Origin of the sequence: Metabacillus arenae (genome assembly GCF_014773385.1) — a bacterium.
GTDB lineage: Bacteria > Bacillota > Bacilli > Bacillales > Bacillaceae > Metabacillus_D > Metabacillus_D arenae.
In genome coordinates this window covers 162402-187903 of sequence record NZ_JACXAI010000004.1, presented here as the reverse complement: position 1 = coordinate 187903, position 25502 = coordinate 162402, and the positions used below count along the sequence as shown (strand labels likewise).

Annotated in this window: 27 protein-coding genes; 7 read left to right on the top strand and 20 right to left on the bottom strand. The window is 37.4% G+C overall.

Annotation, left to right across the window (positions count from 1 at the left end; all coding sequences use genetic code 11):
- Positions 1–336: 336 nt before the first annotated feature.
- The 5 genes from rlmD to IC621_RS05235 all read right to left on the bottom strand — a co-directional run bounded on the left by rlmD (position 337) and on the right by IC621_RS05235 (position 5643).
- Positions 337–1725: a 23S rRNA (uracil(1939)-C(5))-methyltransferase RlmD gene (gene rlmD, locus IC621_RS05255; protein ID WP_191156460.1), complete on the bottom strand. Its 1389-nt coding sequence runs from the start codon at positions 1723–1725 to the stop codon at positions 337–339.
- A gap of 23 nt (positions 1726–1748) precedes the next feature.
- A complete protein-coding gene (locus tag IC621_RS05250; RefSeq protein WP_191156556.1) occupies positions 1749–2618 on the bottom strand; it encodes a DNA-3-methyladenine glycosylase family protein in 870 nt (289 codons plus the stop codon).
- Between the two features lie 84 nt (positions 2619–2702).
- Positions 2703–3464, bottom strand: coding sequence for a delta-lactam-biosynthetic de-N-acetylase (pdaA, locus tag IC621_RS05245; protein ID WP_396652974.1), 762 nt, complete (start codon positions 3462–3464; stop codon positions 2703–2705).
- A gap of 314 nt (positions 3465–3778) precedes the next feature.
- The gene (locus tag IC621_RS05240) at positions 3779–5317 is read right to left on the bottom strand and encodes a fumarate hydratase (RefSeq protein ID WP_191156456.1); all 1539 of its coding nucleotides are present in this window, start codon (positions 5315–5317) and stop codon (positions 3779–3781) included.
- A gap of 137 nt (positions 5318–5454) precedes the next feature.
- Positions 5455–5643 carry an SE1561 family protein gene (locus IC621_RS05235; protein ID WP_191156454.1) on the bottom strand — a complete coding sequence of 63 codons (189 nt, stop codon included), beginning with the start codon at positions 5641–5643 and terminating at the stop codon, positions 5455–5457.
- 152 nt (positions 5644–5795) lie between these two features.
- Between IC621_RS05235 and yfkAB the strand changes: the two genes are divergently transcribed.
- Both yfkAB and IC621_RS05225 read left to right on the top strand, forming a co-directional pair.
- Complete coding sequence (gene yfkAB / locus IC621_RS05230) at positions 5796–6914, top strand: radical SAM/CxCxxxxC motif protein YfkAB (protein ID WP_191156452.1); 1119 nt, start codon at positions 5796–5798, stop codon at positions 6912–6914.
- A 7-nt stretch (positions 6915–6921) separates the two neighbouring features.
- The gene (locus tag IC621_RS05225) at positions 6922–7773 is read left to right on the top strand and encodes a mechanosensitive ion channel family protein (protein WP_191156554.1); all 852 of its coding nucleotides are present in this window, start codon (positions 6922–6924) and stop codon (positions 7771–7773) included.
- Positions 7774–7809: 36 nt separating this feature from the next.
- Here the strand turns inward: IC621_RS05225 and IC621_RS05220 are convergent, their stop codons facing one another.
- From IC621_RS05220 to IC621_RS05210, 3 genes are all read right to left on the bottom strand, one after another.
- The gene (locus tag IC621_RS05220; protein ID WP_224752326.1) at positions 7810–8604 is read right to left on the bottom strand and encodes a YfkD famly protein; all 795 of its coding nucleotides are present in this window, start codon (positions 8602–8604) and stop codon (positions 7810–7812) included.
- Between the two features lie 338 nt (positions 8605–8942).
- Positions 8943–10016 (bottom strand): calcium/proton exchanger, encoded by a 1074-nt coding sequence (gene cax / locus IC621_RS05215; protein WP_396652973.1) that lies wholly within the window; start codon positions 10014–10016, stop codon positions 8943–8945.
- Positions 10017–10295: 279 nt separating this feature from the next.
- The gene (locus tag IC621_RS05210) at positions 10296–10679 is read right to left on the bottom strand and encodes an OsmC family protein (protein WP_191156447.1); all 384 of its coding nucleotides are present in this window, start codon (positions 10677–10679) and stop codon (positions 10296–10298) included.
- 185 nt (positions 10680–10864) lie between these two features.
- On the opposite strand from IC621_RS05210, the gene IC621_RS05205 reads away from it, so the two are divergent.
- Positions 10865–12052 (top strand): MFS transporter, encoded by a 1188-nt coding sequence (locus IC621_RS05205; protein WP_191156445.1) that lies wholly within the window; start codon positions 10865–10867, stop codon positions 12050–12052.
- Between the two features lie 200 nt (positions 12053–12252).
- Complete coding sequence (locus IC621_RS05200; RefSeq protein WP_191156443.1) at positions 12253–12402, top strand: BH0509 family protein; 150 nt, start codon at positions 12253–12255, stop codon at positions 12400–12402.
- 234 nt (positions 12403–12636) lie between these two features.
- Here IC621_RS05200 and IC621_RS05195 read toward each other — a convergent pair whose 3' ends face one another.
- The 3 genes from IC621_RS05195 to IC621_RS05185 are packed head-to-tail and all read right to left on the bottom strand — an operon-like array spanning position 12637 to position 14270.
- A complete protein-coding gene (locus IC621_RS05195; protein ID WP_191156441.1) occupies positions 12637–13446 on the bottom strand; it encodes a YihY/virulence factor BrkB family protein in 810 nt (269 codons plus the stop codon).
- A 12-nt stretch (positions 13447–13458) separates the two neighbouring features.
- Positions 13459–13782 carry a YtxH domain-containing protein gene (locus tag IC621_RS05190; protein ID WP_191156439.1) on the bottom strand — a complete coding sequence of 108 codons (324 nt, stop codon included), beginning with the start codon at positions 13780–13782 and terminating at the stop codon, positions 13459–13461.
- A 17-nt stretch (positions 13783–13799) separates the two neighbouring features.
- Positions 13800–14270 (bottom strand): low molecular weight protein-tyrosine-phosphatase, encoded by a 471-nt coding sequence (locus IC621_RS05185; protein WP_191156437.1) that lies wholly within the window; start codon positions 14268–14270, stop codon positions 13800–13802.
- 181 nt (positions 14271–14451) lie between these two features.
- On the opposite strand from IC621_RS05185, the gene IC621_RS05180 reads away from it, so the two are divergent.
- Both IC621_RS05180 and IC621_RS05175 read left to right on the top strand, forming a co-directional pair.
- Positions 14452–14679, top strand: coding sequence for a DUF1128 domain-containing protein (locus IC621_RS05180; RefSeq protein ID WP_191156435.1), 228 nt, complete (start codon positions 14452–14454; stop codon positions 14677–14679).
- Positions 14680–14735: 56 nt separating this feature from the next.
- Positions 14736–14891: a hypothetical protein gene (locus IC621_RS05175; RefSeq protein ID WP_191156433.1), complete on the top strand. Its 156-nt coding sequence runs from the start codon at positions 14736–14738 to the stop codon at positions 14889–14891.
- A gap of 44 nt (positions 14892–14935) precedes the next feature.
- On the opposite strand, the gene IC621_RS05170 is transcribed toward IC621_RS05175, so the two are convergent.
- The 9 genes from IC621_RS05170 to IC621_RS05130 all read right to left on the bottom strand — a co-directional run bounded on the left by IC621_RS05170 (position 14936) and on the right by IC621_RS05130 (position 24117).
- Positions 14936–15448: a type 1 glutamine amidotransferase domain-containing protein gene (locus IC621_RS05170; RefSeq protein ID WP_191156431.1), complete on the bottom strand. Its 513-nt coding sequence runs from the start codon at positions 15446–15448 to the stop codon at positions 14936–14938.
- Positions 15449–15514: 66 nt separating this feature from the next.
- Positions 15515–16792 (bottom strand): lysine N(6)-hydroxylase/L-ornithine N(5)-oxygenase family protein, encoded by a 1278-nt coding sequence (locus IC621_RS05165; protein ID WP_191156429.1) that lies wholly within the window; start codon positions 16790–16792, stop codon positions 15515–15517.
- 310 nt (positions 16793–17102) lie between these two features.
- Positions 17103–18056, bottom strand: coding sequence for an SDR family oxidoreductase (locus tag IC621_RS05160; RefSeq protein ID WP_191156426.1), 954 nt, complete (start codon positions 18054–18056; stop codon positions 17103–17105).
- 83 nt (positions 18057–18139) lie between these two features.
- Complete coding sequence (locus IC621_RS05155) at positions 18140–18646, bottom strand: TetR/AcrR family transcriptional regulator (protein ID WP_191156424.1); 507 nt, start codon at positions 18644–18646, stop codon at positions 18140–18142.
- A gap of 373 nt (positions 18647–19019) precedes the next feature.
- Complete coding sequence (locus IC621_RS05150; RefSeq protein WP_191156422.1) at positions 19020–20147, bottom strand: Gfo/Idh/MocA family protein; 1128 nt, start codon at positions 20145–20147, stop codon at positions 19020–19022.
- Between the two features lie 31 nt (positions 20148–20178).
- Positions 20179–20829 carry a ThuA domain-containing protein gene (locus IC621_RS05145; RefSeq protein WP_191156420.1) on the bottom strand — a complete coding sequence of 217 codons (651 nt, stop codon included), beginning with the start codon at positions 20827–20829 and terminating at the stop codon, positions 20179–20181.
- 33 nt (positions 20830–20862) lie between these two features.
- A complete protein-coding gene (locus IC621_RS05140) occupies positions 20863–21687 on the bottom strand; it encodes a carbohydrate ABC transporter permease (protein ID WP_191156418.1) in 825 nt (274 codons plus the stop codon).
- 3 nt (positions 21688–21690) lie between these two features.
- Entirely contained in the window at positions 21691–22638 is a 948-nt protein-coding gene (locus IC621_RS05135; RefSeq protein WP_224752325.1) for a carbohydrate ABC transporter permease, read from the bottom strand.
- A 198-nt stretch (positions 22639–22836) separates the two neighbouring features.
- Positions 22837–24117, bottom strand: a complete 1281-nt coding sequence (locus IC621_RS05130) for an extracellular solute-binding protein (protein WP_191156416.1) — start codon at positions 24115–24117, stop codon at positions 22837–22839.
- 349 nt (positions 24118–24466) lie between these two features.
- On the opposite strand from IC621_RS05130, the gene IC621_RS05125 reads away from it, so the two are divergent.
- Positions 24467–25357 (top strand): helix-turn-helix domain-containing protein, encoded by an 891-nt coding sequence (locus IC621_RS05125; protein WP_191156414.1) that lies wholly within the window; start codon positions 24467–24469, stop codon positions 25355–25357.
- The last annotated feature ends 145 nt before the right edge of the window (positions 25358–25502 follow it).

Genomic DNA, 25502 nt, shown 5'->3' with positions numbered 1-25502 from the left:
TGTTCACTATTTATCTACGAAACTTAAAGGGGTTTGGGCTCACCTTTTTCAATTATTTTGACTATTTCATTTGAGTTAATTAATCTTTTGAGATTTGTTGAAGAATTTTAATGGAGCAAAACAATAAAAATAAAGGCATTATCCCAGTGATAACGCCCACGTTTAATCACGCTTTTTATAGAGTTGGAAAAGACTTTTTCATTCACGCTTTTTCACAATTGTTGATATGTCAGGCTTGAACGGCTTTTTTCTCACACTTTTATACACATTTTCTATTTTAACTGTGGATTAATTGTGGAAAAATTCTGTTTTAACTGGAAACTTTCTATTTTTTAGTTACACTTTTAAAATGAGTTGCGAGATACACTCAACATGCGCCGTATGAGGAAACATATCAAACGGCTGGATATAGCTGACTTTGTAGTGCTTTGAAACATATTGAATATCCTTTGCCAGTGTGGATGGATTGCATGAAACATATATAAACCGTTTTGGTTTCACTTTTAATACGGTGTCTAAAAATCGTTGATCACAGCCTGTCCTCGGTGGATCAACTACAATAACATCTGGGCTCCAGCCTTCCTTTACCCATTTTGGGAGCCAGTGTTCTGCTGTTCCTGTGACGTATTTGGCATTTACGATATCATGACGGGAAGCGTTCTTTTGGGCATCCTTAATTCCTTCTTCAATCGTATCCATTCCTCGTATTTCCTTGGCACCGTCTGCAAGCCATAATCCGATTGTTCCTACTCCGCAATATGCATCGACTACCTTTTCATTCCCCGTTAATTTTGCTGCTTTTTTCACTTCATCATAAAGTTTGACTGTTTGTGTTGGGTTTAGTTGAAAAAATGCACGGGCGGAAAGCTCAAATGATAAATCCCCAAGCGTCTCTTGGACAACTCTTTCTCCTTCAAGGTGAATCGTTTTATCACCAAAGATCAGGGATGTTTTGGCCCCATTTACATTTTGGATGATGGATTTCACTTCAGGTAGCCGCTTTTTTATCTCTTCGATGATTAACTCTTTTCGTGGCAGCTCTTCTTTAGCTGTAATGAGTACGACCTGAACCTCGCCTGTTTCAAACCCTACTCTTGTCACTACCGTTCGAATGATTCCTTTTCTTTTTCGTTCTTCGTATACAGGAATATTTAAGTCAGAAAGAATTTGCTTTACTGTCTGAGTGACTTTATTGGTCGCCGGGTGCTGGACCATACATTGATCAATTGGAATGAGACGATGTGAATCCATGCCATATAAACCCGCTATTACCTTTCCTTTATCAGTTCCTATTTGAAAAGAACTTTTATTCCGGTAGTTCCATGGGTCTTCCATTCCGATTGCAGGTCTTATATCCAATTGATCCAGCTTAAGTTTCGTGTGCCGCTCCAAAGCTTGAATGACTACATCCCGTTTTTCTTTTAATTGCTGAGGATAGGCAAGGTGCTGCAATTGACAGCCCCCGCATTGTTCGTAAATCGGACATGGGGCTTTGACCCGGTGCGGTGATTTTTTTCGAATCCGCTTAATTTTTCCTTCAGCAAACTTAGGATGTATCCGAGTAGCTTCTACAACTACTTCTTCTTCTGGGAGCGCACCTGCAACAAAGACGACCTGCTTTTTAAAATAACCAACGCCTTCCCCGTTGATCCCAAGCCTTTTAATTGTTAGAGGGAAGGTCTGTCCTTGTTTGATTGTAACTTGGGGCTTGCTTTTCTTATTCATTTTTATGTACAACTCCGTTTCAATTACTCAATGCTTCTCCACAAATAAAGGGATGCATAGCTTAAATATGGGGACCATTCCTTGCTTAGCTCATCCATTTCATCTGGCGAGGGCTTCTTTTCAAGACCGAAATGTTTTTTCATTGCATTCTGAATGCCAATATCTGCTTTCGGAAACAGGTTTGGCCTCCCTAATCCAAATAAGAGGATATTTTGAACTGTCCACGGTCCAATTCCTCGAATCGGAAGCAGTTTTTTAAAGATTTCCTCATCTGTCATATGTTTTAAGGCTTCCAAGTCCAAAGAACCTTCTGCAATTAATTTTGAAATATCAATTAGATACTCCGCTTTTCGGCCGCTGAATTGTAATTCTCTTAAGTCAGAATAGGTAAGAGAAGCAACCTCTTCAGGTGTTGGGTCAAACCATACACCATCCATTTTTTGTCCAAACTGATGAACAAACCTCTCAGTTAACTTATGAGCAAAAGCCAGGTTTAATTGCTGATGGATAATGCACTTGATTAAACAATGATAGAGGTGAAAATCTAATACGAGAGGTGTTCCTTCATGTTCGAGAAAAATTTGGGCTAAATTTGATTTTGAAAAGTGGGCGCGAACATCATTCAAATTTATGTCCCATTGAAAAATCCGTTTCACTTCATGAATCGCAATCTCTTTTTGCTTTTCTTTTTCCCCTTTAATAATAAATTGCGGATAAAGCTTTGTACCAATACTATGTACAGTTACAGCAAATGGCTGCTTTTTTTTATCATATAAAGGCACTTTAACTGTGCCTTCAGCTATATTAACTGCTTTAAGAGGATCAATTGACAATCTTTCCAGAACACGTACAAAATCATAAGGCGGATCGATAACTAATTTCTCTTCCCACATCATGAACCGTTCCCTTCACCTAATGTGAGTGTATTATATCACGAGGCTGCCTAAAGTTACCAGGTACCATGAGTACCTGGTAACTTAAAATTGTTCGTCTATCTCACGCTCAAACATTAGGTCGTTAAGGCTTTTAAATGTGTATCCTTCTTTTTTCAAATCTGTAATTGCTCTGTCGAGTGCTTCTGCATTATCTTTGGAAACGGTATGAAGGAGTAAAATACAGCCTGGATGTATTTGCTGCATAATGTTGTCGTATGCATACTTCCAGCCACGCTGACTGTCTGTTTTCCAGTCAACAAATGCCAAAGACCAAAACACAGGCTGATATCCCAATTCACGTGATAGAGCCAGCACCCGTTCACTAAATATTCCCCGCGGCGGTCTTAAATAATTGATTCCTTCTTGACCTGTGAGCTCGTTTACTTTATCACGAACAGAATCGAGCTCCCTTTTAAATCTTTCCTCATTTATTTTCGTCATGTCTGGATGATGCCAAGAATGGTTTCCGACGATGTGTCCCTCTTTCACCATTCGCTGCACTAATTGCGGCTGACTATTTAAATAGTGGCCAGTCACAAAGAAGGTGGCCGGTACCTTCTGTTTTTTTAAAACGTCAAGCACTTGTGGAGTATATCCTTTTTCATATCCGTTATCAAAGGTTAAATAGATCACTTTTTTAGATGTTTCGCCTAGATAGAAAGCATCGTACTTTTCCAGTAATTTATCAAGCTGCCCGCCTGCTTCCGCGGGTTTATGGTTTGTGCTTCTCTTAAAGCCCCAGTGAATCGGCCGGTTAGAGTGAGCAGCTTCGGCAGATGGGGAAATGAATGTCATACTTATCATAAATGCAATAAAAAATAGCCAATTCTTTTTCATGTTCTGACTCCTTTTCTTCAAACTATGTTTATGATAGTTTTCATCAGGAGACGTTTAACATACTCGAAACAAACGATTTCCATTTTTTAAGCATTAATAGGAAATCTAAAGAGTTGGGAAGCGATTTGTTTGGACTTTTATTGAACATTTCACGTTAAAAAATTAATTGCTTCCTCAACGAAATAATGCACCAAATAATGATAAAAGTATGAGCACTCCTATCCATTTTTTAAATGAAAAAAGCAATCCAAGAATTGCACTCTCAGACTGCTTTTTAATGCTTATTTAAATACTGGTTCTTTAAATTGCTGTAATTTTTCTAGTGAGGATTGGTCGACGTCCTGGTGTAAGCTGTTGCCGTGTGAGTCCATTGTGACGACTGCGGTGAAGTCTTTTACTTCAAGATGCCACATTGCTTCTGGAATACCGAATTCCATTAAGTCAACCCCATCGACTGCTTTTACACACTCAGCATAATATTGAGCAGCTCCGCCAATTGCATTCAAATAGACACCGCCATGTTCTTCTAGGGCTTTTAACGTTTTTGGACCCATTCCGCCTTTACCGATAACTGCGCGGATCCCGAATTTTTTCATAATATCGCCTTGGTAAGGCTCTTCACGGATACTAGTTGTTGGGCCTGCTGCTTTTACGTGCCAATTTCCTTCTTCATCTTTCAGCATGACCGGGCCGCAGTGATAAATAACTTGTCCGTTCAGATCGACAGGTGCATCGTGGTCAGATAAATATTTATGAATCGCATCACGGCCTGTATACATGCGTCCGCTGATTTTAACAACATCCCCTACTTTGAGCTCTCGAATTTGTTCTTCTGTAATTGGGGCTGTTAATTCAACTGTTTGTGCTTCGGGTTGATTAGATTCTGAAGTCGCTGCTACTTCGTCAGCGAATTGAACCTCTTCACCTTCTTGATAATGCCAATCTAAAATATCCCCAGTTTGCGGATCTAGTTTTACACCGAGACGACGGTATGCCCAGCAGTTATAAGCAACTGATACAAAGAAGCTTGCTGGAATCCGGTTAATTGCACCTACTTTACAGCCTAATAAAGTGGTTTCTCCGCCGAAGCCCATTGTACCGATCCCTAATTTGTTAGCATTTTCAAGAACATATTCTTCAAGCTTATGCAGTTCTTCATTCGGATTCACATCATCAACTGATCTAAAAAGCTGTTCCTTTGCAAGCTCATATCCTGACGTACGGTCGCCGCCTATACCAACCCCAATGAAGCCCGCACTGCAGCCTTGTCCTTGCGCTTGGTAAACAGAATGCATGATACATTTGCGAATTCCATCAAGATCACGGCCAGCGCGGCCAAGTCCGTCTAATTCACATGGGAGGCTATATTGGATATTTTTATTTTCACACCCGCCGCCTTTTAAAATTAAACGGGCATCTATATAGTCCTTTTCCCATTGTTCAAATTTAATGACCGGTGTTCCTTCACCAAGATTATCACCTGTATTGCTTCCATCAATTGAATCCACAGAGTTTGGACGCAGCTTTCCATCTTCAGTTGCTTTGGCGATCGCCTTTTTAATCGCATCTTTCATAACTAGCTGGTTTGCCCCAACAGGAACTTTAATTTTGAAGGTTGGTAAGCCTGTGTCCTGACAAATAGGTGAAACCTTATCATCGGCCATTTTAATGTTATTTGTAATGGTTGCTAAGGACATTGCCGCACGGGTCCCTGCACTTTCCTGCAATTTAGCGTGTGCGATGGCTCTACGCACATCCTTTGGTAAATTAGTCGATGTTTCTACTACTAATTTGTACATACTCTCATAGAACTTCTCCATCCCGTTTCTCCCCCTGAATCAAATAATTCGAGTCATTTTTCACAATTTTTATTATACTCGTTCAAGTTTATTTTTGAAAGTGTTTGCAGGGTGCCAGGCACCTTTTTTAAAAAAAGGTGCCTGGCACCAATGAACAATTACTTCTCCCAGTCCTTTTTAAATGTTTCGTATTTCCCTTCGAGGTCGTCGAGCATGTCAATTAAACGATCGATATCTTCTACATCCGTAGATTCCGGGTCCATTGAGTCGATTACTTCAAGAAACATATTTAAGCGATTTTTTAAATAATTTAGTTGTGAGTCTTTATCTCGGGTAGCATTTCCCATAACGCTCTCTCCTTTCACCGCTCTCATCGTAGCGTATTGTTTATTATTTGACAAATTCCGACTTTATTCCTTTACCTTTACAAGGATCTTCTGTAATACTAAAATATCATGGGCTGCAAAAAGTACCCGATGAATATAAAGGAGTTCATTTTATGTTAAAAGCAGAAAAAACACCAATTACGCCTTCTTATGATCCATGGGAAGCTTATATGGATATAGAGCAATATGGAGAACTGACTTTAACCAATGTCGAATTTACGACGACAACACTTTGCAATATGCGCTGCGAGCATTGCGCAGTAGGCTATACCCTTCAGCCAAAAGACCCTAAAGCTTTGCCGCTTTCGCTATTACTTAAGAGGCTTGATGAAGTGGGGACACTCCGTTCGATTAGTATTACAGGAGGAGAACCGATGCTTTCGCTCAAATCAGTGAATGAGTATGTTGTGCCTCTGTTAAAGTATGCCCATGACCGTGGAGTACGTACTCAAATCAATTCTAATTTGACTCTTGATTTAGACCGATACGAAAAAATTATCCCTTTTCTTGATGTCTTACATATTTCTCATAATTGGGGAACGATAGATGATTTTGCCAAAGTCGGCTTTGCGATGATGGAGCGCAAACCAACCTACAAGCAGCGTGCAAAATATTTTGAGCGCATGATCGAAAACAGCCGCGCTCTTGTAAATGCAGGGGTTATGGTGTCAGCAGAAACAATGCTGAATAAAAGCACCCTCCCTTATATGGAAAGAATTCATCGACAAATTGTCCACGAAATGAATTGTCAGCGTCATGAAATTCACCCAATGTACCCAAGCGATTTTGCAAGTACCTTAGAAACATTAACTTTAGATGAAATTCGCGGGGCCGTACACCATCTGCTAGATATTCGAGATGAAAATGTATGGATGCTCTTCGGTACTCTCCCGTTTTATGCATGCAGCAAAAATGAGGAAGATATCGATTTGATCGCTAGACTAAGAAGGGCTAAAAATGTCACAGTCCGAAATGATCCAGACGGGCGCTCCAGGTTAAATGTTAATATTTTTAATGGAGACATTATCGTGACAGACTTCGGAGACACCCCTGCACTTGGAAATATTCAGACACATACCTTGCAATCAGCTTACAACAAATGGATGAATTCTGAACTTGCCGGCGAGTTAAATTGCCATTGTCCAAAAGCTTCTTGTCTAGGACCAAACATTCTCGTGAAAAATAGTTACTATAAAGATGTAAACTTTAGGACACAACAAGCGAGGGTCTAGATAAGTGATGGAGCAAATAAGAGAAGTTCTAGGTATAGAAGCCGTTAAAATAGCTGTTGTAGCTCTATTTCTTTGGATTAGTGTTATCCTCATCAATAAACTAATTGATCATTTTTTTGAGCGAACAGACTTTATAGAGGAACGAAAAGAAAAAACGATCGCAAGCATCATTCGTTCCTTAACCAAATATGTAGCTTCAATCGGGTTTATCCTTTATGTTATATCCATATTTGTAGAAGATTTCGGCAGAATTCTTGCAGGAGCAGGAATTGCCGGGATCGTGATTGGCTTTGGCGCCCAAAGCTTAATCAGAGACATTTTGGCAGGCATGTTTCTCATCTATGAACGCCAGGTTCATCAAGGGGATTTTGTTACAATTAACAATTTGTTTCACGGAACGGTTGAAGAACTTGGATTACGGTCCTTAAAAATCCGTGAATGGAGCGGAAAGCTTCTTACCATTAGCAATGGGGAAGTTAAGCAAATTCACAATTATAATATTGAGCAAATGAGAGTCATCGAAAAAATTGTGGTAAGCTACCGTGAGAACCCTGATACTATTTTTGAAACACTTGAGAAAGCTTGTTTAAAACTAAATGCTGAGCTAGCCGTTTATTTAAAAATGGATTTTTATCAAAAACCGATCGAACCCTTTCAGGTATACGGAATCACTTCTTTAAATGCATTGAATCGAGGGATAGAGTATACGATTACAGGCTTAGTAAATGATGATGATTATTGGGTTGCAGGTCGAAAAGCTAGAAAAATCATTGCAGAGATACTATATAAGAATAACATCCAACTAACAGAAGACCGTATCCATCTCGTCAATCAAGAAAAAGAAAGCGAGCAACAGTAGCTGCCCGCTTTTTTCATTTGGATTAAAAATGTTCTGCTATCTAGGTATTTCTGAGACTACAAATCCAAATGACACATGATCCTGAACAGGAATCCACGCTCCGATTCCTTGAGAGGTTACGTTTTTTACGACTACTTTCTGTTTGTTGCCTCTCAAGACAATATAGACTTCACCATAGGTCACTTTACCTTTTTCATTCACGGCTGGTGAGTAGGCATATAAATAGCCCATTCGTTTTGGAGGAATATTATACACTTGTTCTTTTTTCGTTCCTCCCCCAATTATCGTCTCAAATGAAAGTGGCAGCGACGTCTTTTTCATTGCTTTAAGAAGCATCATTTTTTTCACATCTTCTGCATTTGGGACATTAGCAGTTAAACCGCCTGTTATTTTCTTCTGTCCCTCTTGATTATAGCGCATTTGCATAGGTGATTTGCCGCCGCGATTGTCGGTATAGTTTGTATTGACTTTTTGGTATTCCCAATTGGTTGCTGTTTCCGTGGATTCGTAGTTTAAGGCCCACTGTCCTAAAAAAATTGTTGCCCGATATCCAATGGCAAGCGGTGTTCCAGAAACAGAAGATTCGTTCATTAATCTGATCAGGTCAGGATTATCAATTTTCACTTCCGAAGTATCTAATAATTGTTTAGTAAAATCACTCGGTTGTAAGTAAGGTAAGTCTTGAACAGGATTGGGATACGTATTATCTTTTGAAATATCTAGAACAGAACTTGGTATTTTTAATGCGTTTTTTTCCGCTGCATAAATTGAGCTGGAAAAACTAAAGGATAAAAGCATGATCATAAAAATGAAAAAAACTTTTTTCATCATTTAAGACTCCTTCCATATTCTTTATCCTTAGTTTTTTCTAGCTTTTCTTCAATTATCCATACTATTTTGTTAGCCCATTTATTCTGTTGCCTATTCATACTTCCGTAAAGGCTCTATTTGAAAAAAATCAGAATATTTACAAATTTAAGGAAATAATGTACAATAATAGATGTAATGAAATAGTTCCTTAATTTTAAGGCTCTATTGCAATCATTCGCTCCTAAAATGCTACTTGTTTCGTCCTACACATTAATATGACTCTGTGCAGGTGCACAGAGTCCTTTTTTGGTGTTTACTGATTTTTTTGTTGCCTTCTAAAAGATAAAAACGGCTCAGCATTATAATAAGTAGAATCCTATCCCCATTATGACATAGGCGGCAAGCAAGGTTGCTCCCTCAAACCAGTTCGTCTCACCATCATTTGAAATTGCGATAGTCACCAAAACAGCTGAAACCATCGCTATTAGTTCAGGCAATGTAAAAACAAGCGGCATGTTCACTTCAAACATTAAAGAGATCAAGACAAGAACAGGTGCTACAAACATCGCTATTTGCAAGGTCGAGCCGACTGCAATTTCCACTGCAATATCCATTTTATTTTTATAGGCCATAATAATCGCAGATGCATGCTCAGCAGCATTCCCAACGATCGCAACGATGATTACCCCGATAAACAGCTCACTCCAGCCGAATTGTTCGCCAACAGCTTCAAATGTATGCACTAAACTCTCTGAAACATAGGCAACTGCCGCAGTTGCTAGCAGTAAAATAATTAGAGCTTTTTTCGCCGACCATTCAGGTTCTTCATGAACATCATTCGATTCCTCTTTATGTTGATAAACCCCTCTGTGGGTGACCAACTTAAAAAACAAAGCTGCTAAATAAAGCAGAATGAGAATCAGTGAAATTCCGATACTTAAGGTTAATTTCTCTCCATCATTCATCTGTTGAGAAAATACTTCCGGGATTACAAACGCCACAATGATAGAAAACATTAAAAGTCCTGAGTTATGACGCGCATCAAAAACATTAAATTCCTGCCGTTTAAATTTTAATCCCCCAACAAAAAAAGACAGCCCTGCTACAAGTAAAAGATTTCCTAGTACAGATCCAGTTAATGATGCCAGTACAACCTCTACCAGCCCCTCCTTTAAGGCGAAAATAGAGATAATTAATTCGACTGCGTTCCCAAAGGTTGCGTTAAGCAGGCCCCCTATTCTCGGTCCAGCCACTATTGCCAAGCTCTCTGTTGCTCTTCCCATATATCCTGCAAGTGCGATAATCGTTAAACAAAAGACACCGAACATAATAACAGAAGGCCAATGCAATAAATTTCCTGCTACAGATAACGGAATACCAATAACTGTTATTAGAAAAAAAATCCGATTTACCAAGGTATCACCTTTTTTCAATAGAATTGATTTTTTAGGATATTATAATCGTTCCCAAAAGCATAGGAATTATTAGCTAAGCCCTTCTTATCCTCAAGGTTTAATCTGAATTAAGAAGGAACCAGCTTTTATGACACACTTAGTTTCAATTAGAAAAAAATCGGATGCAATTAAATTTCAAACTACGCAGTTATTTCAGAAAAATCCTTCGAAATTATTTATAACCATTACCTTTTAGTCGATAAGATCTAGACTTATATTGACTATTGACAAGAGAATCTCGGTATAATCCTTTCTTTTTTACTCTACAACCTCAAACGTCTCATGAATGTTTATACTTCCTTCAACAGAGCGCACCATTGAACAATTTTTCCGTGTCAGCTCCATGGCTTTTTCAATTTTGTTTTTTTCAAGTCCCTCCCCTTTAATCAAAAAATGAATATGGACTTTTTCAATTCGGTTCGCTTCTGCTTCGTTACGCTGCACATCAACTTTAATTGTAATATCTTCAATTTTCATTCTTTTTTTCTCTAAAATTTTTCGAAGTACACCGCCACTGCATACAGCAATTGATGAGACCATTAATTGATATGGGCGAAATCCATACTCTTCATTACCGGAAATTTCTAATTCTCCATATTCAAATGTTGTTTTAAAGCCTGCCTCTTTCATCTTAAATTCCATTTTCCTCACCTCTTCAATCATTACTTTCTATTTTAGGAAATTTTTCTCTCAAATAAAAGATCTTGTTACATCTTCAAAAAGCGAGTAGTATAGAATTGATCTTCAAACTTATGTGACTGGCAGTTTGATCCCGCTTCTTTCAAAAATTTCCTATCGGGCTTGAAGAAAAGGAGTGGAATGTACATATGTCAACTTTTCGATTTTCTATTTTGATTAGCATTGTCGCTATTTCAGGGTTCTCTCAGGGCATGCTTCTTCCTCTTATTGCTGTTATATTTGAGAATGATGGTTTGTCATCCTCACTGAATGGTTTAAATGCAACCGCTTTATATATCGGCATCCTGCTTGTATCCCCTTTTATGGAACAGCCGTTAAGAAAATACGGCTATAAGCCTGTTATTATAATTGGGGGACTTATGGTTCTTGTTTCATTAGCATTGTTTCCTCTGTGGAAATCGTTTTGGTTTTGGTTTATTTTAAGGCTTCTCATCGGGATAGGGGATCACGCCCTTCATTTTGGCACACAAACTTGGATTACTTCGTTTTCACCACAACACAAAAGAGGCAGAAATATATCACTATACGGTTTATTCTTCGGAATTGGGTTCGCCGCAGGACCTCTTATGACGCCACTGGTTAGTATAAATGAAGCTTTCCCATTTATTATGTCAGCGACTATGTGTTTAATAGGATGGGCTTTTCTGTTTGCCTTAAACAATGATTTTCCGGAACAACATATTAAGATCAATTCATTTAGTCAAACGTTTAAACGTTTTTCAAGTGCGCTTAAATATGGATGGGTTGCCTTTTTGCCTCCGCTTGGATACGGCTTTTTAGAATCGTCATTAAACGGGAGCTTTCCAATCTATGGGCTTCGTATCGGCCTTGATGTAGGAAGTGTATCTCTCTTGCTAACTTCTTTTGCAGTTGGAGGTATTATTTTTCAGCTTCCTTTAGGTATTTTAAGTGATAAATGGGGCAGAAAAAACATTTTGATGGTTGTCTTAGTATGTGGATTTGCGAGCTTTTTAACTGCCTCTTTCTTAGAAGAATCTGTTGCCCTACTTTCTACTTGTTTATTCGCAGCTGGGATGGCTGTTGGCTCAACCTTCTCTCTCGGAATCAGTTATATGACAGATCTGATGCCGGCAAGCTTACTTCCTACCGGAAATCTAATGTGTGGAATCGCATTTAGCGTTGGGAGCTTAGCTGGCCCATACGCAGGCGGAATGTTCATTCAACTATTTCATCATATCAGCTTTTTTCTCATAATTAGTACATTGTTGTTGGTGCTATTCTTTATCACTTTACTCGGAGAAAAAAGAAGCGCTTATCAATTTTTCAAAAGACATGGAAACTCTCATTCCTCCTGATTAGAGAAAAAAGATTTATAAAGGCCCGGATACTAATAACTCTTAGATCTGAAAGGACGACAGATAATGGGTTAGAGGTTCCAGGTCTTTTTTATCTGAAAATTTTTAAAAAAGTGTTGAACAATTTATTTATTCTGTTATATAATAATATCAAATAAAAATAACTGTATTATAACAAATGAATGAGAGGGGAAATAATTATGAGCAGACAAGAACGCAAAAATATGATCGAATTTATTTCTACAATGAGGAAAATTGAGAAGGACACACTAATTTATATGACAGATGCCGAAGTGGAGCACATCTATTTCTCAACATATGACCACTACATGGAAATGTCAGGAGAATAAAAAAATCCACCAATGGTGGATTTTTTTTTAATGATAGCCGTTTTGACCGTTTGCACTTCCGCTTGTTTTATGTTTTGGTTTGCTTTTTGAATTTTGTTTCGTATGGCTGCCGTCTTTTTTCGTATGCTTTGTCATTCTGAAATCCCTCCGGCAATTTCGTAAGACACGATGGTTTTTGTGCCTTCATTCATAAATTCCCACAGTGATCTGGACTCTATGTAGGAAATTCTAAGATTAGTTTCTATATTTTCCCAAATACAAAATAGCGTTAAGTTCTCCTCCTAAAATAATAATCATTCCAGTGAGGTAAAACCAAATCATTAAGACAATGATCCCCCCGATGCTACCATATGTTGCACTATAATTGCCAAAATTGCTGACATAGTAGGAAAAGACAGATGAGATTCCAATCCAGCCAATGGTTGTAAACATAGATCCCGGCAGGGCATCCAGCAGACTCATATGTTTATTTGGAGCAAAAAAGTACAAGGCAGTAAATACAAAAAAAAGGATGAATGCGCTCAAAAACCAGCGGATTGTATTCCAAATATCAAAGAAATATTCTGAAAAGCCAAAGGATGTAAAAATAAATAATCCAATCTCTTTTCCGAACACTGGTAACAGCAAAGCGGTAATGAAAACGATGATCATCCCGATTGTTAACAAAATGGAAATTGCTCTAGAAAGTAAAAATGATCGGCTTTCTTTTACTTCATATGCTCGATTAAAGGCTCGAACAATAGCACTTATGCCATTTGAGCCAGAAAGTAAGGTTGCGATAATTCCAAAATAAAGCAAACGGTCGTTTTGCTTATTCAATATTTCCTGTAAAGTCGAAACAATCATTCGTTGTGTATCAGCAGGAGCATATTGCTTGATCAAGTTCAAAATGTCTGCTGGGGCTAATGGTAAATAACCTACTAATGAAATCAGAAAAATTAAAAAAGGAAAGAGTGACAGCATGAAGAAGTAGGCAATTTCTGCTGAATTCCCAGCAACTTCTTCATTAGCGAATCGTTTGAATAGTTCTTTTAGTAACCACAATCAAAGATCACCTCACTCCTTCTTAGAAAACCTCTCTTTCGTTTCCTCGATTAACTCAAGTACTTGAGGGGTTGTTTTTCTAAGTTCCTGAAACTTTTCATTTACAAATGCGACGTCACCGCTCACTTCATCAATCGTTTTACGTACCTCTTCCACTTTTTCCTTGACCTCATTTGTTAATTTAGAAGGGTCCTTACAAAATTCAATTGTTTTTTCGCTTATTTCTTTTCCTTGTCTAATCACTTGATCTCTTGTTGGTTTATGAAAAAGAGAAACAAGTGCTCCTATAGCTGCTCCAATGACCATATTCTTTACTAGTCTATTCTCATTTGACATATAGCTTGCCCCTTTCTTTAAAGTTTGTTCTCTTTTTTTATATATTCCAGCAGATTTTTGCATCCCCTTGTTACCATCTCATATACTTCATCAAAATTCCCGGTAAAATAAGGGTCCGGAACATCAACCTGATCAGAATCCTCGATATAATCAAGCAGCCTCCCAATGTAACCCGTCTTTTCGTTCCCAGCTAAGCGTCGTAAATTTCCAACATTTTCGGTGTCCATTCCAATAATGTAGTTAAAGGACGGTAAATCTTCCTTTATGACTTGTCTTGCTGTTAATCCTTCAAACTTAATTTGATTCTTTGTTAAAATATCCCTTGTTCCTTCATGGGGCGGGTTTCCAATATGCCAATTCCCTGTGCCGGCAGAGTCGACGATTATTTTTGATTCAAGATTTTCCTTTTCAATTAAATCTTTCATAACTGCTTCGGCCATTGGAGATCGGCAAATATTGCCGAGACATACAAAAAGGACTTTAATCATTTTGAAATCCTCCAATATTTATATTTATTAAAATCTTAGATGGCGGAGTTGTTTTTTTCAACTGTTTACCTTATTTTAGCACGAAGGTCATAAATAAAACGTACTCTTATCATTTTGTTAAAACGTGTTACAATAATGAAATAAAGAGGTAGTGGAATCAATCGAGCCTGAGAGGATGGGTATGGTGAATAATTTATCAGAAAAGTCTAAAGAAAACGTCGAGTATATGATTGAAGAAATTAAGCAAAAGTTAAATGTCATAAATATCGGAGCCATTAAGCCTTCCCACTTTAATGAAGAAATGTATGAAGAGCTTAAAGATATTTACGAGCTTGTTAAGAAAAAAAATACGTTTAGTCCAAGTGAAATGCAAGCCATTGTAGAAGAATTAGGCAACCTGCGAAAATAAGAGTATTCTGTCCCCCTTTTTTCATGCATATATGTGTATGGAAAGGGGGATTTTTTATGATGATACTAGGCTGGTGGCTTGTAACTTTTGTTTTGTCACTTTTTCTTATCTTTGCGATCGTTTTTATTATTTACGCTTTAAAATCAGGGGTTAACACAGAGGATGCGGTAAGGATTGATCCTATTCCTGATGATAGCAAAAAGCAGCCCTAAAGTGATTGGGCTGCTTTTTTTCATTGATAGAAAAATCCGCTGCTTTATAGTAATGCGAGAGATTCTTTTATAAACGCTGGCAGATCATCAGGGGTACGGCTTGTCACTAATTGATTGCCGCAAACGACTACTTCTTTGTCGTGAAGCGTTGCACCCGCATTTTTTAAATCAACATGGATGGAAACATATCCGGTAGCATCCCTGCCGTTTAATGCTTCTGCAGTGATTAATAATTGAGGTCCGTGACATATTGCAAATACTGGTTTTTTGTCATCCACAAATTTTTTAGCAAACTTGACAAACTTATCATCTGCCCTTAATATATCTGGCGAAAAGCCGCCAGGAATAAATAATGCATCAAAATCCTCCGGTTTCACCTCATCAATTGCAGCATCTACACTTACAGAAGCTTCGCCTTGTTTGCCTTTCACTGAATTCCCTTTTTCCTTTTCAATCACAGTTACTTGATGTCCAGCTTCCTTATACGCCTTGGCCGGCTCCGTATATTCAGAATCTTCAAACTGGTCAGTCATCACGACAGCAATTTTTTTACTCATAATTAACAACCTCCTATTATGCTTCTATAATGCCTCTACCCTGATGAGCCTGAATTAAAACTTGATTTATGGCGAAAATTGCTGGAAGACTGTGTTTTTCATCTCTTTAAAATGCTGTTTCCCTAATATAGAGTTAATAATTTTAGTATTCCGGTAAACAGATAATCCGAGATTAGTTGCGCCTGCCCCGTGGGAATGCTCGATATTGGTTAACGTATAGAGATTGTGGACTTGATCATCTTTAAATACAAGCTTGTAGTCATTGTCTACTTTGAACCTTTTTTCATCTTCCCACACAAGCTTGTCTTTATATTGGGTAAGCCAGCTTGGGATATTTGGTTTATAACCTGTAGCCAGTATGACCTTCTCTGAATAGTGATCGAAATCCTTTTTAGCCTGCCATTGTTCACAAGAAAGCTTGTATTCGTCTTCCGCTTTTTCAATCCTTGATACTTCTGTTAACGGTTGTATGTAAACAGGCTGCTCTTCCACTGATACTGAGCGATGATAAAGCTGATCATAAATGGATTTTAGCGTATTCGGATCAATTCCTTTTCGAAGCTGCCCTAACTGAGGAAGGGCGTCCATCCTTTCCTTAAAAGGAAGCTTGTGAAAGTACTCCACATAGTCAGGAGAAAAAACTTCTTGACCAAGCTTAGCAGATTCTAACTGAAGAAATTCAGCAGACCTAGTAAACCATGTAATTTCGTAATGATAATCCTTCTGAACTTGAAGAAGATCCAGAAAGATTTCCGCTGCGCTTTGTCCTGACCCAATCACAGTAATAGACTTTGCCTCTTTAACCCCTTCTTTCTTGTACAAATATTCGCTGGAATGAAAAACATCATCACGATTCGTTTGCACTAATTCAATGGGAACGAGTGGAATATTTCCAGTCCCAATAACAACATGCTTGGCTTTATATTCTTTCTGATTCCCTTCATGATCGCTGACTGTCACAACATAATGTGAATTCTCAGCTTCTTTCACATCAATAACCTCATGTCCAAAATGACAGCTTTTAAGCATTGAAGCCACCCATGCAGCATAATCATTGTACTCCCTCCGGGGAATATCAAATCGATTAAAGAAGAAAAACTGATAAAGACGATTATGATGGTGCAAATAATTTAAAAACGTATATTTACTTTGCGGATTAGCAAACGTAACTAAATCTGCTATAAACGGCACCTGAAGGTCGGTTCCGCCAATCAGCATCCCGGGGTGCCATACAAACTCTGAGGTTTTATCAAAAAAGAGAGCCTCTATCTCCGGGATATCATCTAACAACGCAGCTAAGCTTAAATTAAACGGACCAATCCCTACTCCAATGACATCGTACATACCTTTCTCCCTCCAAAACACTATAATCTTTATTATTTTCCCTATATTCTTGACGTATAAACCGTTTGTTAAGTACAAAAGGTAAAAGTTAGTTTATTAACATGCTGAAAAAAAGTGAGTGATCCAAATAAATTCCTTTGTTAAAACACTCAGTTTAAATAAATAGTAAAAAAGAATCGAATTATGATTAAGTAGGGAATACATTTGTTAGTAATCAATCAATAACTAATAATCAATATTAAGTAAATCATTATTATCAGCTCATAGTTTTAGTTGGGATTTCACCTTCTTTAATGGAACTGCTTCTGATTTATTTTATATTTTCCATTAAGAAATTTAATGTTTCTTTTAGTCCGTCTTTATAAGGTGTAGCTACAATTTCACCTATTCTATTTTCATATTTTTCTCCGCTTAGAATAAATCCTTTCTCTGTAAGGTACATTATTTCTACTATTTCCTTCATAACTGGATCAAACAATCCACTTAAACGTATTGCATTTTTGTTTAATGGAATGACTAATTTTCTATTTCCAGTAATTTCACGGGCAATTTTTATTATTTCTTTTCCAGAAATCAATCCAACCCCAGGTATATTCCAATTTTCCCCATAAGAGTCGTCTTTGTTTGCTATTTCCACAATCATCTTAGCGGCATCTGGTAGATAGACATATTCTCGTGGTGTTTTTAGATTACCAATAAAAACAGAAATTTTATTTGCTGCCAGTCCAGTCAATGTAGGTTGTAAATAAGAGTTCTGCGAAGTTATACCATAATAGTCCGGTAACCTAACAATTAATGCTTTTGCATTCTTCCATTTCTTATCAAATATTAAATTTTCAAATTCTACCCGAATCTTCCCTTTTTTTGTATGAGGTTGTTTTGGATGACTTTCATCTCCCTTGGCTACTTGTTGACCGTAAACATATATTCCATCTACTATAACTATTTTCTTTCCTAAAATATCTGCTGCTTTCATTACACTTTCTCCAAGTAAAAGGAGTTTCTCTGCCATTTCATGATATTGGACATTCGCACATTGAAATATGACATCTGCATCTTTTACTGCCTCTACGATGGTCTTGTAATCGAAGATATCGCCCAGCTTATATGTTAATAGCGGTGTAGAATTATACTCTTTCATTAATTCTTTTAATTTATTTTCGGAACGTCCGAAAGCAATAACCTGTATATTCCTGGATAGCAATTCTGAAACAATTGCTTGACCTGTTCCGCCTGTTGCTCCTAAAACAATTGCTTTTTCCATTGTATAACTCTCCTTTGATTTAGTAATTAATCAATCAATAACAAACACTGAAATAAAAAACCTAAACTAATAGGTCATTTATGTTAGTCATTAATAAGCTCTGGTAAATTCAAATAATAGGAAATATTACAAAGTATCCCTCTAGCTAAGAAAGTTGTTACCTCCCTCTCTGCATTGGGAATATTCGCCGATTGCAACTTTTCCAAAGTGCAGCTTCTAATTCGAGACAAACCCATTTTTGTACAATCTCTTATTGCTTCTTCTGTAACTGAAAGTCCTATTACTTGCAAGGCAATTTCATTAGGATGTGATACAGACAACTCTTCATATGCCTCGATCATTTTGGTAACGATTTGATCGGAGCTCGATTCCACATTTTTAAATGTTTGGAGAATCCTTTCGAAAGCTCTATTTAATACGGCTACAAACAACTCTTCCTTCGTTTTAAAAAATCTAAATATATAGGGCTGAGAAATCCCAGCTTTTTCTGCAATTAATGCAGTAGTGGTATTATAATACCCTTTTTCTGCAAATACCCCTAAACCAGCTTCAAGGATTTCTTCCTTTCGGTTTTCCTTTCTCTGAGTCATTATATGTCACCTTCTTCAAATTTGTTATTGATTGATTACTAACTTAGATAGTAGCTCATTTTTATATAAGATTCAAGAAGATATTAAATAAATTTATTTGGAATGCTTAAACAAATCATTAGAGATAATAAATTGAAGTTGATAACCCCGCCACTCAGTTGTTTATTCAAATATTCAATTATTTAGATATTATTAATTTACTAAAATCTCTGAGATAAAAAACGCTTTGAATTTACACCAAAATCCAAAGCGCTTTTAAAACAGCATCACTTATAAGCGGACTTCAGGGCTTCAGAATGATTAACTCATTCCAATTCTTACTTCTTTTTGGTTTATGCCCATCATTATTCACAGCCCTTTCGTTTATTTTCATTTATAATTTGAAAAAAGAGTCCATTGTTTCACTAAAATTATGATAAGAAATACCCACCGGCATTGGCCTTGGCTGGCTGCAAGTACTCGTCAGCTGGTAATGCTGTCCCTTCTCTGAAGACTCATGGAAACCATGCATAATTTCTAAAACATGAAATGAAAGGTCACCGTTTGCTCTTGGTGTTTGATTATGAAGGATTGCATGAGCCATTTCCGCAACCCCAAGTCCTCTGCTATTTTCTGCAAACCCATGTGTAAGAGGGATTTCCGACCAGCTTTGTTGATCTTTTCTGCGGATATAAACTGGACCTCCAAATGTATTTGGATCAGGAGCTGCAATACTCCCTTCTGTCCCGTATATTTCGATATAGGGGAGCTGATGATGCCAAGTATCAAAACTTGTAATAATCGAAGCTACTGCTCCATTCTCGAAATCGAGAACTCCATTGATTTGGGTTGGTGTTTTGACCATTATTTTCTCTCCATATTTTGGCTCACTTGTAATCATTCGTTCTAAAAAGCTCATTGATGTGGATCCTGTGACCCTTTTAACCGGGCCAATTAAAGAGATTAACGCTGTAAGATAATATGGTCCCATATCAAACATAGGACCGCCGCCCTCTTGATAGTAAAACTCAGGATCAGGATGCCAGTTTTCATGTCCATGATTCATCATGAAGGCGGTTGCGGAAACAGGCTTGCCAATCCATCCTTCATCAATTAACTTTCTCGATAATTGCATTCCAGCTCCTAAAAATGTATCTGGAGCATTTCCCACTAACAACCCTTTTTCTTTAGCCAAGCGGAGGATTTCCATCCCCTCTTCCGTTTTGACTGCAAGAGGCTTTTCTCCGTAAATATGCTTTCCAGCTTCAAGTGCTTGTCTTGCAACTTCCGCATGAACTGCTGGAATGGTCAGGTTAATAATTAAATCAATGTCTGGATCAGTGATCAACTCTTCTGTTGAACATGCTTTTGGGATACCATGCCTATTTGATTTCTCGATTGCTCTATTACTATTTAAATCAGAGCAAGCAACGATATCCAATACATCGAATTTCTTCGCATTTTCAAAATAAATCTCACTAATATTTCCGCAGCCAACAATACCTGCTCTTATTTTTTCCATCACTTGTTCCCACCCCAATTCTGTTTATAATCTACCTGGCAGCCCAACTCATTCCCTTTCGCATGAGGGTAATGACTTCTGGCATTCGAACGATTTGTGCTACGTGTCCCAAAGCACAGTAATACACTTTCCCCTCTCCCCACCTTTTTGACCAAACAACTGGCATATCTACTTTCCCATTGACACTATACGGACCATCTGCAATTGGAAATCGGGTTGTCGCATGAACCTTAACAGCGGGGTCAACATGCATATAATATTGTTCTGACTCTACTGTAAAATCCTTCATTCCCTCCGTCAGAGGATGACCTGGATCAATGATCCGGACCTCATATTTGATGCCATCATTTCCTGGGTGAGCTACCCATTGGCCGCCTACCATAAATTGATAATCTGTGGCCATTCGAAAAGAATCCCCCATCCCTCCATGGAGTCCAGCTAGTCCACTCCCATTCGCAACAGCATTAAGCAGGGGCTGAAGCTGTTCAGGAGTTATCGTATCCTGAGTCCAGTTTGGGACTATCAAATCATATTGCTCTAAATCGTCTTCTTCTAATACAGTTAGCGTATCAACAACTTTTACATCGAAGTATTCTTCTCTTAATATGCCTGCGAGTATTTCTGCAACCTGAGCAGGCTCATGTCCTTCCCAGCCTCCTTGAAAAATAAGCGCCTTTTTCACTTTTATCTCCTCCCATTATTTTCATTTGAATATTTATCCCTTAACTGATCCTGCTGCGATCCCTTTCACAATTTTTTCTTGAGCCACAAAATACACTAATAATAACGGCAAACTCGATAACGTTAATGCAGCCATTATGCCTGGTACGTTTACAGAGAACTCTCCGTAAAACTCTCTTAACCCTAGTGGAAGCGTGTAGTTTTCGAAGGAGTTTGTAAGAACTAGGGCAAATACAAATTCATTCCAAATATGAATAAAATTATAGATCGCGACCGTAGAAACGGCAGGTGTAAGCAATGGAAATAGAATTTTCCAAAACAATTTAAAATGCCCGCAGCCATCGATTTTTGCAGATTCCTCCAATTCTTTCGGGATGTCTTGTAAAAACATTGTAAAAATGACCACTGATATCGGTAAAGCAAACGCGACGTAAGGACCTATTAATCCCCAAATCGTATCGTATAATCCTATTTTGATTGTTAGAAGATAAATAGGGATTAAGGTTGTATGAATGGGAATCATCATTCCCACAAGGAATAACATAAATAATGGCCGATTCAGTTTAAACTTCATTCTCGCTAATGGATAACTGGCCATTGCTGAAAGGACAATGACAAGGACTACAGATATTGCGGATACAATTAAGCTGTTGAAGAAATAATTGAAAAAATCGGATGACATGACTGATGAATAGTTTGATAATGTAAATGCATCGGGCAGTGACCAAGGCGATGTCATAAACTCTAACTGGCTTTTAAATGATGAATTTATCATGATTAAAAAGGGGAGACCGGTAAAAATTAAAATAATAATTGCCAGCACATACAAAGGAATTTGTTTTATTCGATTTATTAACATGGTTTATGACGCCCCTTTCCTTTTGTTATCTAACGAAATAATCACCAAGGTAACGAGTAATGCGAGAATAAACATCGAAAAGGAAACACTGCTTCCATAACCCATATTAAAGTTCGTAAACGTTTGTTCGTACATATAGGTAGCCATTAATTCAGTAGAGTTATTTGGCCCTCCGCTAGTCATTACATAAATCAAATCAAAATACTTTAACGATCCGATAATAGATAATATCGAGGAAGTTACAATCGTTGGCATTAATAACGGCAACGTGATTTTGGCAAAACGATGCCATTTATTCGCCCCATCGATCTCTGCTGCTTCATATAAATCTTCTGGGATTCCCACTATAGCAGCCCTAAAAAGAATCATGTAAAACGGTGCAAACTGCCAGCATATTGTGGCAATGACTGCCCAGATTGCTGTTGATGCATCACCGAGCCATGCTTTTTGAAAATTGTCCATTCCAATCGCCCCAAATAACTGGTTCACGATTCCATAACTTCCGTCGTAAATAAATGTAAATAGTATACCAATCGCTACGGTAGACATTAAAAACGGCATAAAATAAACAGATCTAAAAAATCTCATTCCTTTTATCGGACTGAACAAAAGCAGAGCCATAACCAACCCTAGTGGCAATTGGGTCAGTAAAGAAGTCAACACCAGGAATGAATTGTTTTTTAAGGTAGTCCAAAATACACCGTCCTGCAGAAGCTGCAAATAATTGTTTAACCCGATAAAAACAAAATTATTATCAATTCCCGACCAATTGAAAAGGCTATAATAAAAAGTCATGATGATGGAATAAATAACGTAAACCCCATATATTAGTAAAGCTGGTGCCATAAAACCCGCAATAATAAGAAAGTCTTTCCTTTTTTTTCTACGGGTTTTTAACTTCGTATTAAGGTTTGCAGGACTGAAAACAGAGTTTTCAATACGTTTTTCCAATAACCTCACCCCTCTATGTGTTTCCGCAAATTTTGTAGCTATTGAGACAAAGTCAATAACCTCTTATCTCTTGAGATGTTTGATGTGGGAATTGAAGCAACCGCCGGTCCCCGATTGCCTCGATTCAAACATCACTTATCTATGAATGTACAAAAACTTGCATAGACTATAGTTAATTCTTAATGTAGTTTTCTCGTCTTACTCTAGTAATTCTTTTGCCTTTTTCTCTACTTGGGCAGCTGCTTCCTCTGGTGTTATAGACAGACCGAATAATCCTTGAGTCGTATCTAAATGAACTTCTGCTAGTTCTGGAGGGAGTGTTTGATCATAATAAGTCTGCATATTTTCTGCCCCTTCCAATACTTCATTTATTTCTTGGATGAATTCATCTTCATATTCCACTCCATTCACAGCTGAAATGGCGCCGTCTGTATTAGCAAGCTGCTGTGCTGTTTCGACACTAGTTAATTCTTTGACAAGTTCTGCAGCCAAATCAGCATTCGGACTCTTTTCTGCTACTGAAAATACAGGGCTGACACCGCCGACGATATGATTTTCAGCTCCTTGTTCACCGGAAATGGCAGGGAATAGAAAGAATCCTAGATTCTCTTCAAATTCCGGGAATTCACTTCTTGTCAATCCAAGCATCCAGCTCCCCATTAATTCCATACCAGCTTTTCCTGTATATAACAGCTGTCTAGATTGGCCTGTATCAAAATTTAATCCATTCATTCCCTCTGGAAATGCACCAGCTTTTACTAGTTCTTGAATTTTCCTTCCAGCCTTGATATATGCTTCATCATCAAAGGCTCTTCCTGCCCGCCCATAAGCTTCATTAAAAAGCTCCGTACCTCCATATCTTTCAGCAAAATACATCAAATAAAATGCCCCTGGCCATTTTGATTGGTTAGCAAGAGAAAAAGGGATAATATTATTTGATTTTAATGTTTCAACCACTTCTAGTAATTCCTCGTAGGTTTTCGGCTCCTTAAGATTGTATTCTTCGAAGATTTTTTTGTTGTACCAAACAGGAACAACATCCATAGCTAACGGCGCACCATAAATCTTCCCATCATAGGTAGCTGCTGATATAGCCGCTTCCAAATAATTCTCTTTATCTATGTCATTTGTAATCTCTTTTACTTGCCCTGAATTCACAAAATTCTCCAGCCATCCCCCGCCCCAAGAATGAAAGACATCTGGCGGATTTCCACCCCCCATGGCGACTGCCAATTTCGATTTATACGGATCATTTTCCTGTTTTACCACATTCACAGTTACTCCTGGATTTTTTTCTTCAAACCTTTTTGCAGCATTCTCGAGGGTTTTTTCTGCAGCGGCTCCTGATTCTATATGCCATACTGTCAACTCTTTTGAAGATCCTTGACTTTCTGGATTCATTGCAGTTTCTGGAGCTGAACATCCAATTAAAAAAATTAGCACAAAAAACGAAATGTAAAGAAATTTGACCTTTATCATTTAAAACCCCCCTTGTTATTGTTAAAACTATCAATATCAAGCTCTCTCATCTATGTTTATTTAATAAACAAACTATCTAAATCAAACAAAATTTATTATGATTTAATCTTTGTTGTTCCATTCCCAAGAACCTCCTTTTTACCTTTTTTCATGGTATTAATTTTGAATATAGTTTCAAAAATAAGGATTGTTACTGCTTACCTTTCATATTAAAATGGTTCTATTATCACTCTAAATCTTTCTATTTGTGAAAGCGCTATCTTATTTGTTTACATTATATAAATAAACCACAAACGAATACGATTGTTTCATCAATGCTATATTTACCATAATCAAAGGGGGTCTGTTTATGGAGAACAAGTTTACTTTTGCTAATGCAAAGCGCCTTCCAGCTATTGATTGGAATATACGCTTTTTCGGCGCCCATACTCAAACTGTTTCTAACAATTGGTCCGTACCTAAAGAGTTTCATTATGCATTTGAAATATTACTCGTTATGAACGGTGAACAAGAGACTTTAATTGAAAATGAACGTTATCTATTAAAGAACGGGGACATTATTCTTATTCCTCCAGGGTTTCACCATGCAAACAAGTGTATTAGTGAAAGCTCAATGACCTATTTTTGTGCACATTTTGATGTAGACGAGCCTACTTTACGAATGGAAATGATGAAACATTGTGATTTAATCTACAATTCTGACTCTCCTTTTTATCAAAGATTATATACAACTCTTCAAAAATGGATTGATATTATAAACGAATCAAATATAAATGAAATGAAATACAAACTTAAAACTCAAATTCCCCTTTTTGAATTATTAGAAATATTTGCAGATATTGTTTCACAAAAAAAGGATCCTATTATATATGAATCAATGACTACAGCAAAATACGCTAAGGAAATTGCGGATGCAATAAAACGGAACTTTAAAGAAAATAGTTTAAATGGCAATGATTATAATGAACTGAGAATTCAGCCTATCATTGCCTCACTTGGAATAAGTCCTAATTATGGTCTGCAAATATTTCAAAAAATATATCGGATGTCTCCAAGAAAATACTTATCCGAGTTAAAATTACAAGAGGCAAAAATATTAATTCAACAACCTGATATATCACTAAGTGAGATTGCAACCCGCTTAGGATATAAAAATCTTTCCCACTTCAGCAGACAATTTAAAAAGTGGACCGGCCTGAACCCTTCAGAGTATCGTAAAAATTATTTTTATCATTCATAATTAAAGGTTCAGTATGAAAAGGGCAAATTCATTAAAGATTGAAAATCAAGAATGCTAAATATATCAGCATTCTGAAACATGTAAAGGGGCCTCCAATGGCCGAAAAATCGACTTATTGGACAGCCCCTTTAAATTCTGCTATATC

Bases quoted from the DNA above. Each gene is read 5' to 3' on its own strand.
- rlmD (WP_191156460.1), bottom strand. From the start codon at position 1,725: ATGAATAAGAAAAGCAAGCCCCAAGTTACAATCAAACAAGGACAGACC.
- IC621_RS05250 (WP_191156556.1), bottom strand. From the start codon at position 2,618: ATGTGGGAAGAGAAATTAGTTATCGATCCGCCTTATGATTTTGTACGT.
- pdaA (WP_396652974.1), bottom strand. From the start codon at position 3,464: ATGATAAGTATGACATTCATTTCCCCATCTGCCGAAGCTGCTCACTCT.
- IC621_RS05240 (WP_191156456.1), bottom strand. From the start codon at position 5,317: ATGGAGAAGTTCTATGAGAGTATGTACAAATTAGTAGTAGAAACATCG.
- IC621_RS05235 (WP_191156454.1), bottom strand. From the start codon at position 5,643: ATGGGAAATGCTACCCGAGATAAAGACTCACAACTAAATTATTTAAAA.
- yfkAB (WP_191156452.1), top strand. From the start codon at position 5,796: ATGTTAAAAGCAGAAAAAACACCAATTACGCCTTCTTATGATCCATGG.
- IC621_RS05225 (WP_191156554.1), top strand. From the start codon at position 6,922: ATGGAGCAAATAAGAGAAGTTCTAGGTATAGAAGCCGTTAAAATAGCT.
- IC621_RS05220 (WP_224752326.1), bottom strand. From the start codon at position 8,604: ATGATGAAAAAAGTTTTTTTCATTTTTATGATCATGCTTTTATCCTTT.
- IC621_RS05210 (WP_191156447.1), bottom strand. From the start codon at position 10,679: ATGGAATTTAAGATGAAAGAGGCAGGCTTTAAAACAACATTTGAATAT.
- IC621_RS05205 (WP_191156445.1), top strand. From the start codon at position 10,865: ATGTCAACTTTTCGATTTTCTATTTTGATTAGCATTGTCGCTATTTCA.
- IC621_RS05200 (WP_191156443.1), top strand. From the start codon at position 12,253: ATGAGCAGACAAGAACGCAAAAATATGATCGAATTTATTTCTACAATG.
- IC621_RS05190 (WP_191156439.1), bottom strand. From the start codon at position 13,782: ATGTCAAATGAGAATAGACTAGTAAAGAATATGGTCATTGGAGCAGCT.
- IC621_RS05185 (WP_191156437.1), bottom strand. From the start codon at position 14,270: ATGATTAAAGTCCTTTTTGTATGTCTCGGCAATATTTGCCGATCTCCA.
- IC621_RS05180 (WP_191156435.1), top strand. From the start codon at position 14,452: ATGGTGAATAATTTATCAGAAAAGTCTAAAGAAAACGTCGAGTATATG.
- IC621_RS05175 (WP_191156433.1), top strand. From the start codon at position 14,736: ATGATGATACTAGGCTGGTGGCTTGTAACTTTTGTTTTGTCACTTTTT.
- IC621_RS05170 (WP_191156431.1), bottom strand. From the start codon at position 15,448: ATGAGTAAAAAAATTGCTGTCGTGATGACTGACCAGTTTGAAGATTCT.
- IC621_RS05165 (WP_191156429.1), bottom strand. From the start codon at position 16,792: ATGTACGATGTCATTGGAGTAGGGATTGGTCCGTTTAATTTAAGCTTA.
- IC621_RS05160 (WP_191156426.1), bottom strand. From the start codon at position 18,056: ATGGAAAAAGCAATTGTTTTAGGAGCAACAGGCGGAACAGGTCAAGCA.
- IC621_RS05155 (WP_191156424.1), bottom strand. From the start codon at position 18,646: ATGACTCAGAGAAAGGAAAACCGAAAGGAAGAAATCCTTGAAGCTGGT.
- IC621_RS05150 (WP_191156422.1), bottom strand. From the start codon at position 20,147: ATGGAAAAAATAAGAGCAGGTATTGTTGGCTGCGGAAATATTAGTGAG.
- IC621_RS05140 (WP_191156418.1), bottom strand. From the start codon at position 21,687: ATGTTAATAAATCGAATAAAACAAATTCCTTTGTATGTGCTGGCAATT.
- IC621_RS05130 (WP_191156416.1), bottom strand. From the start codon at position 24,117: ATGATAAAGGTCAAATTTCTTTACATTTCGTTTTTTGTGCTAATTTTT.
- IC621_RS05125 (WP_191156414.1), top strand. From the start codon at position 24,467: ATGGAGAACAAGTTTACTTTTGCTAATGCAAAGCGCCTTCCAGCTATT.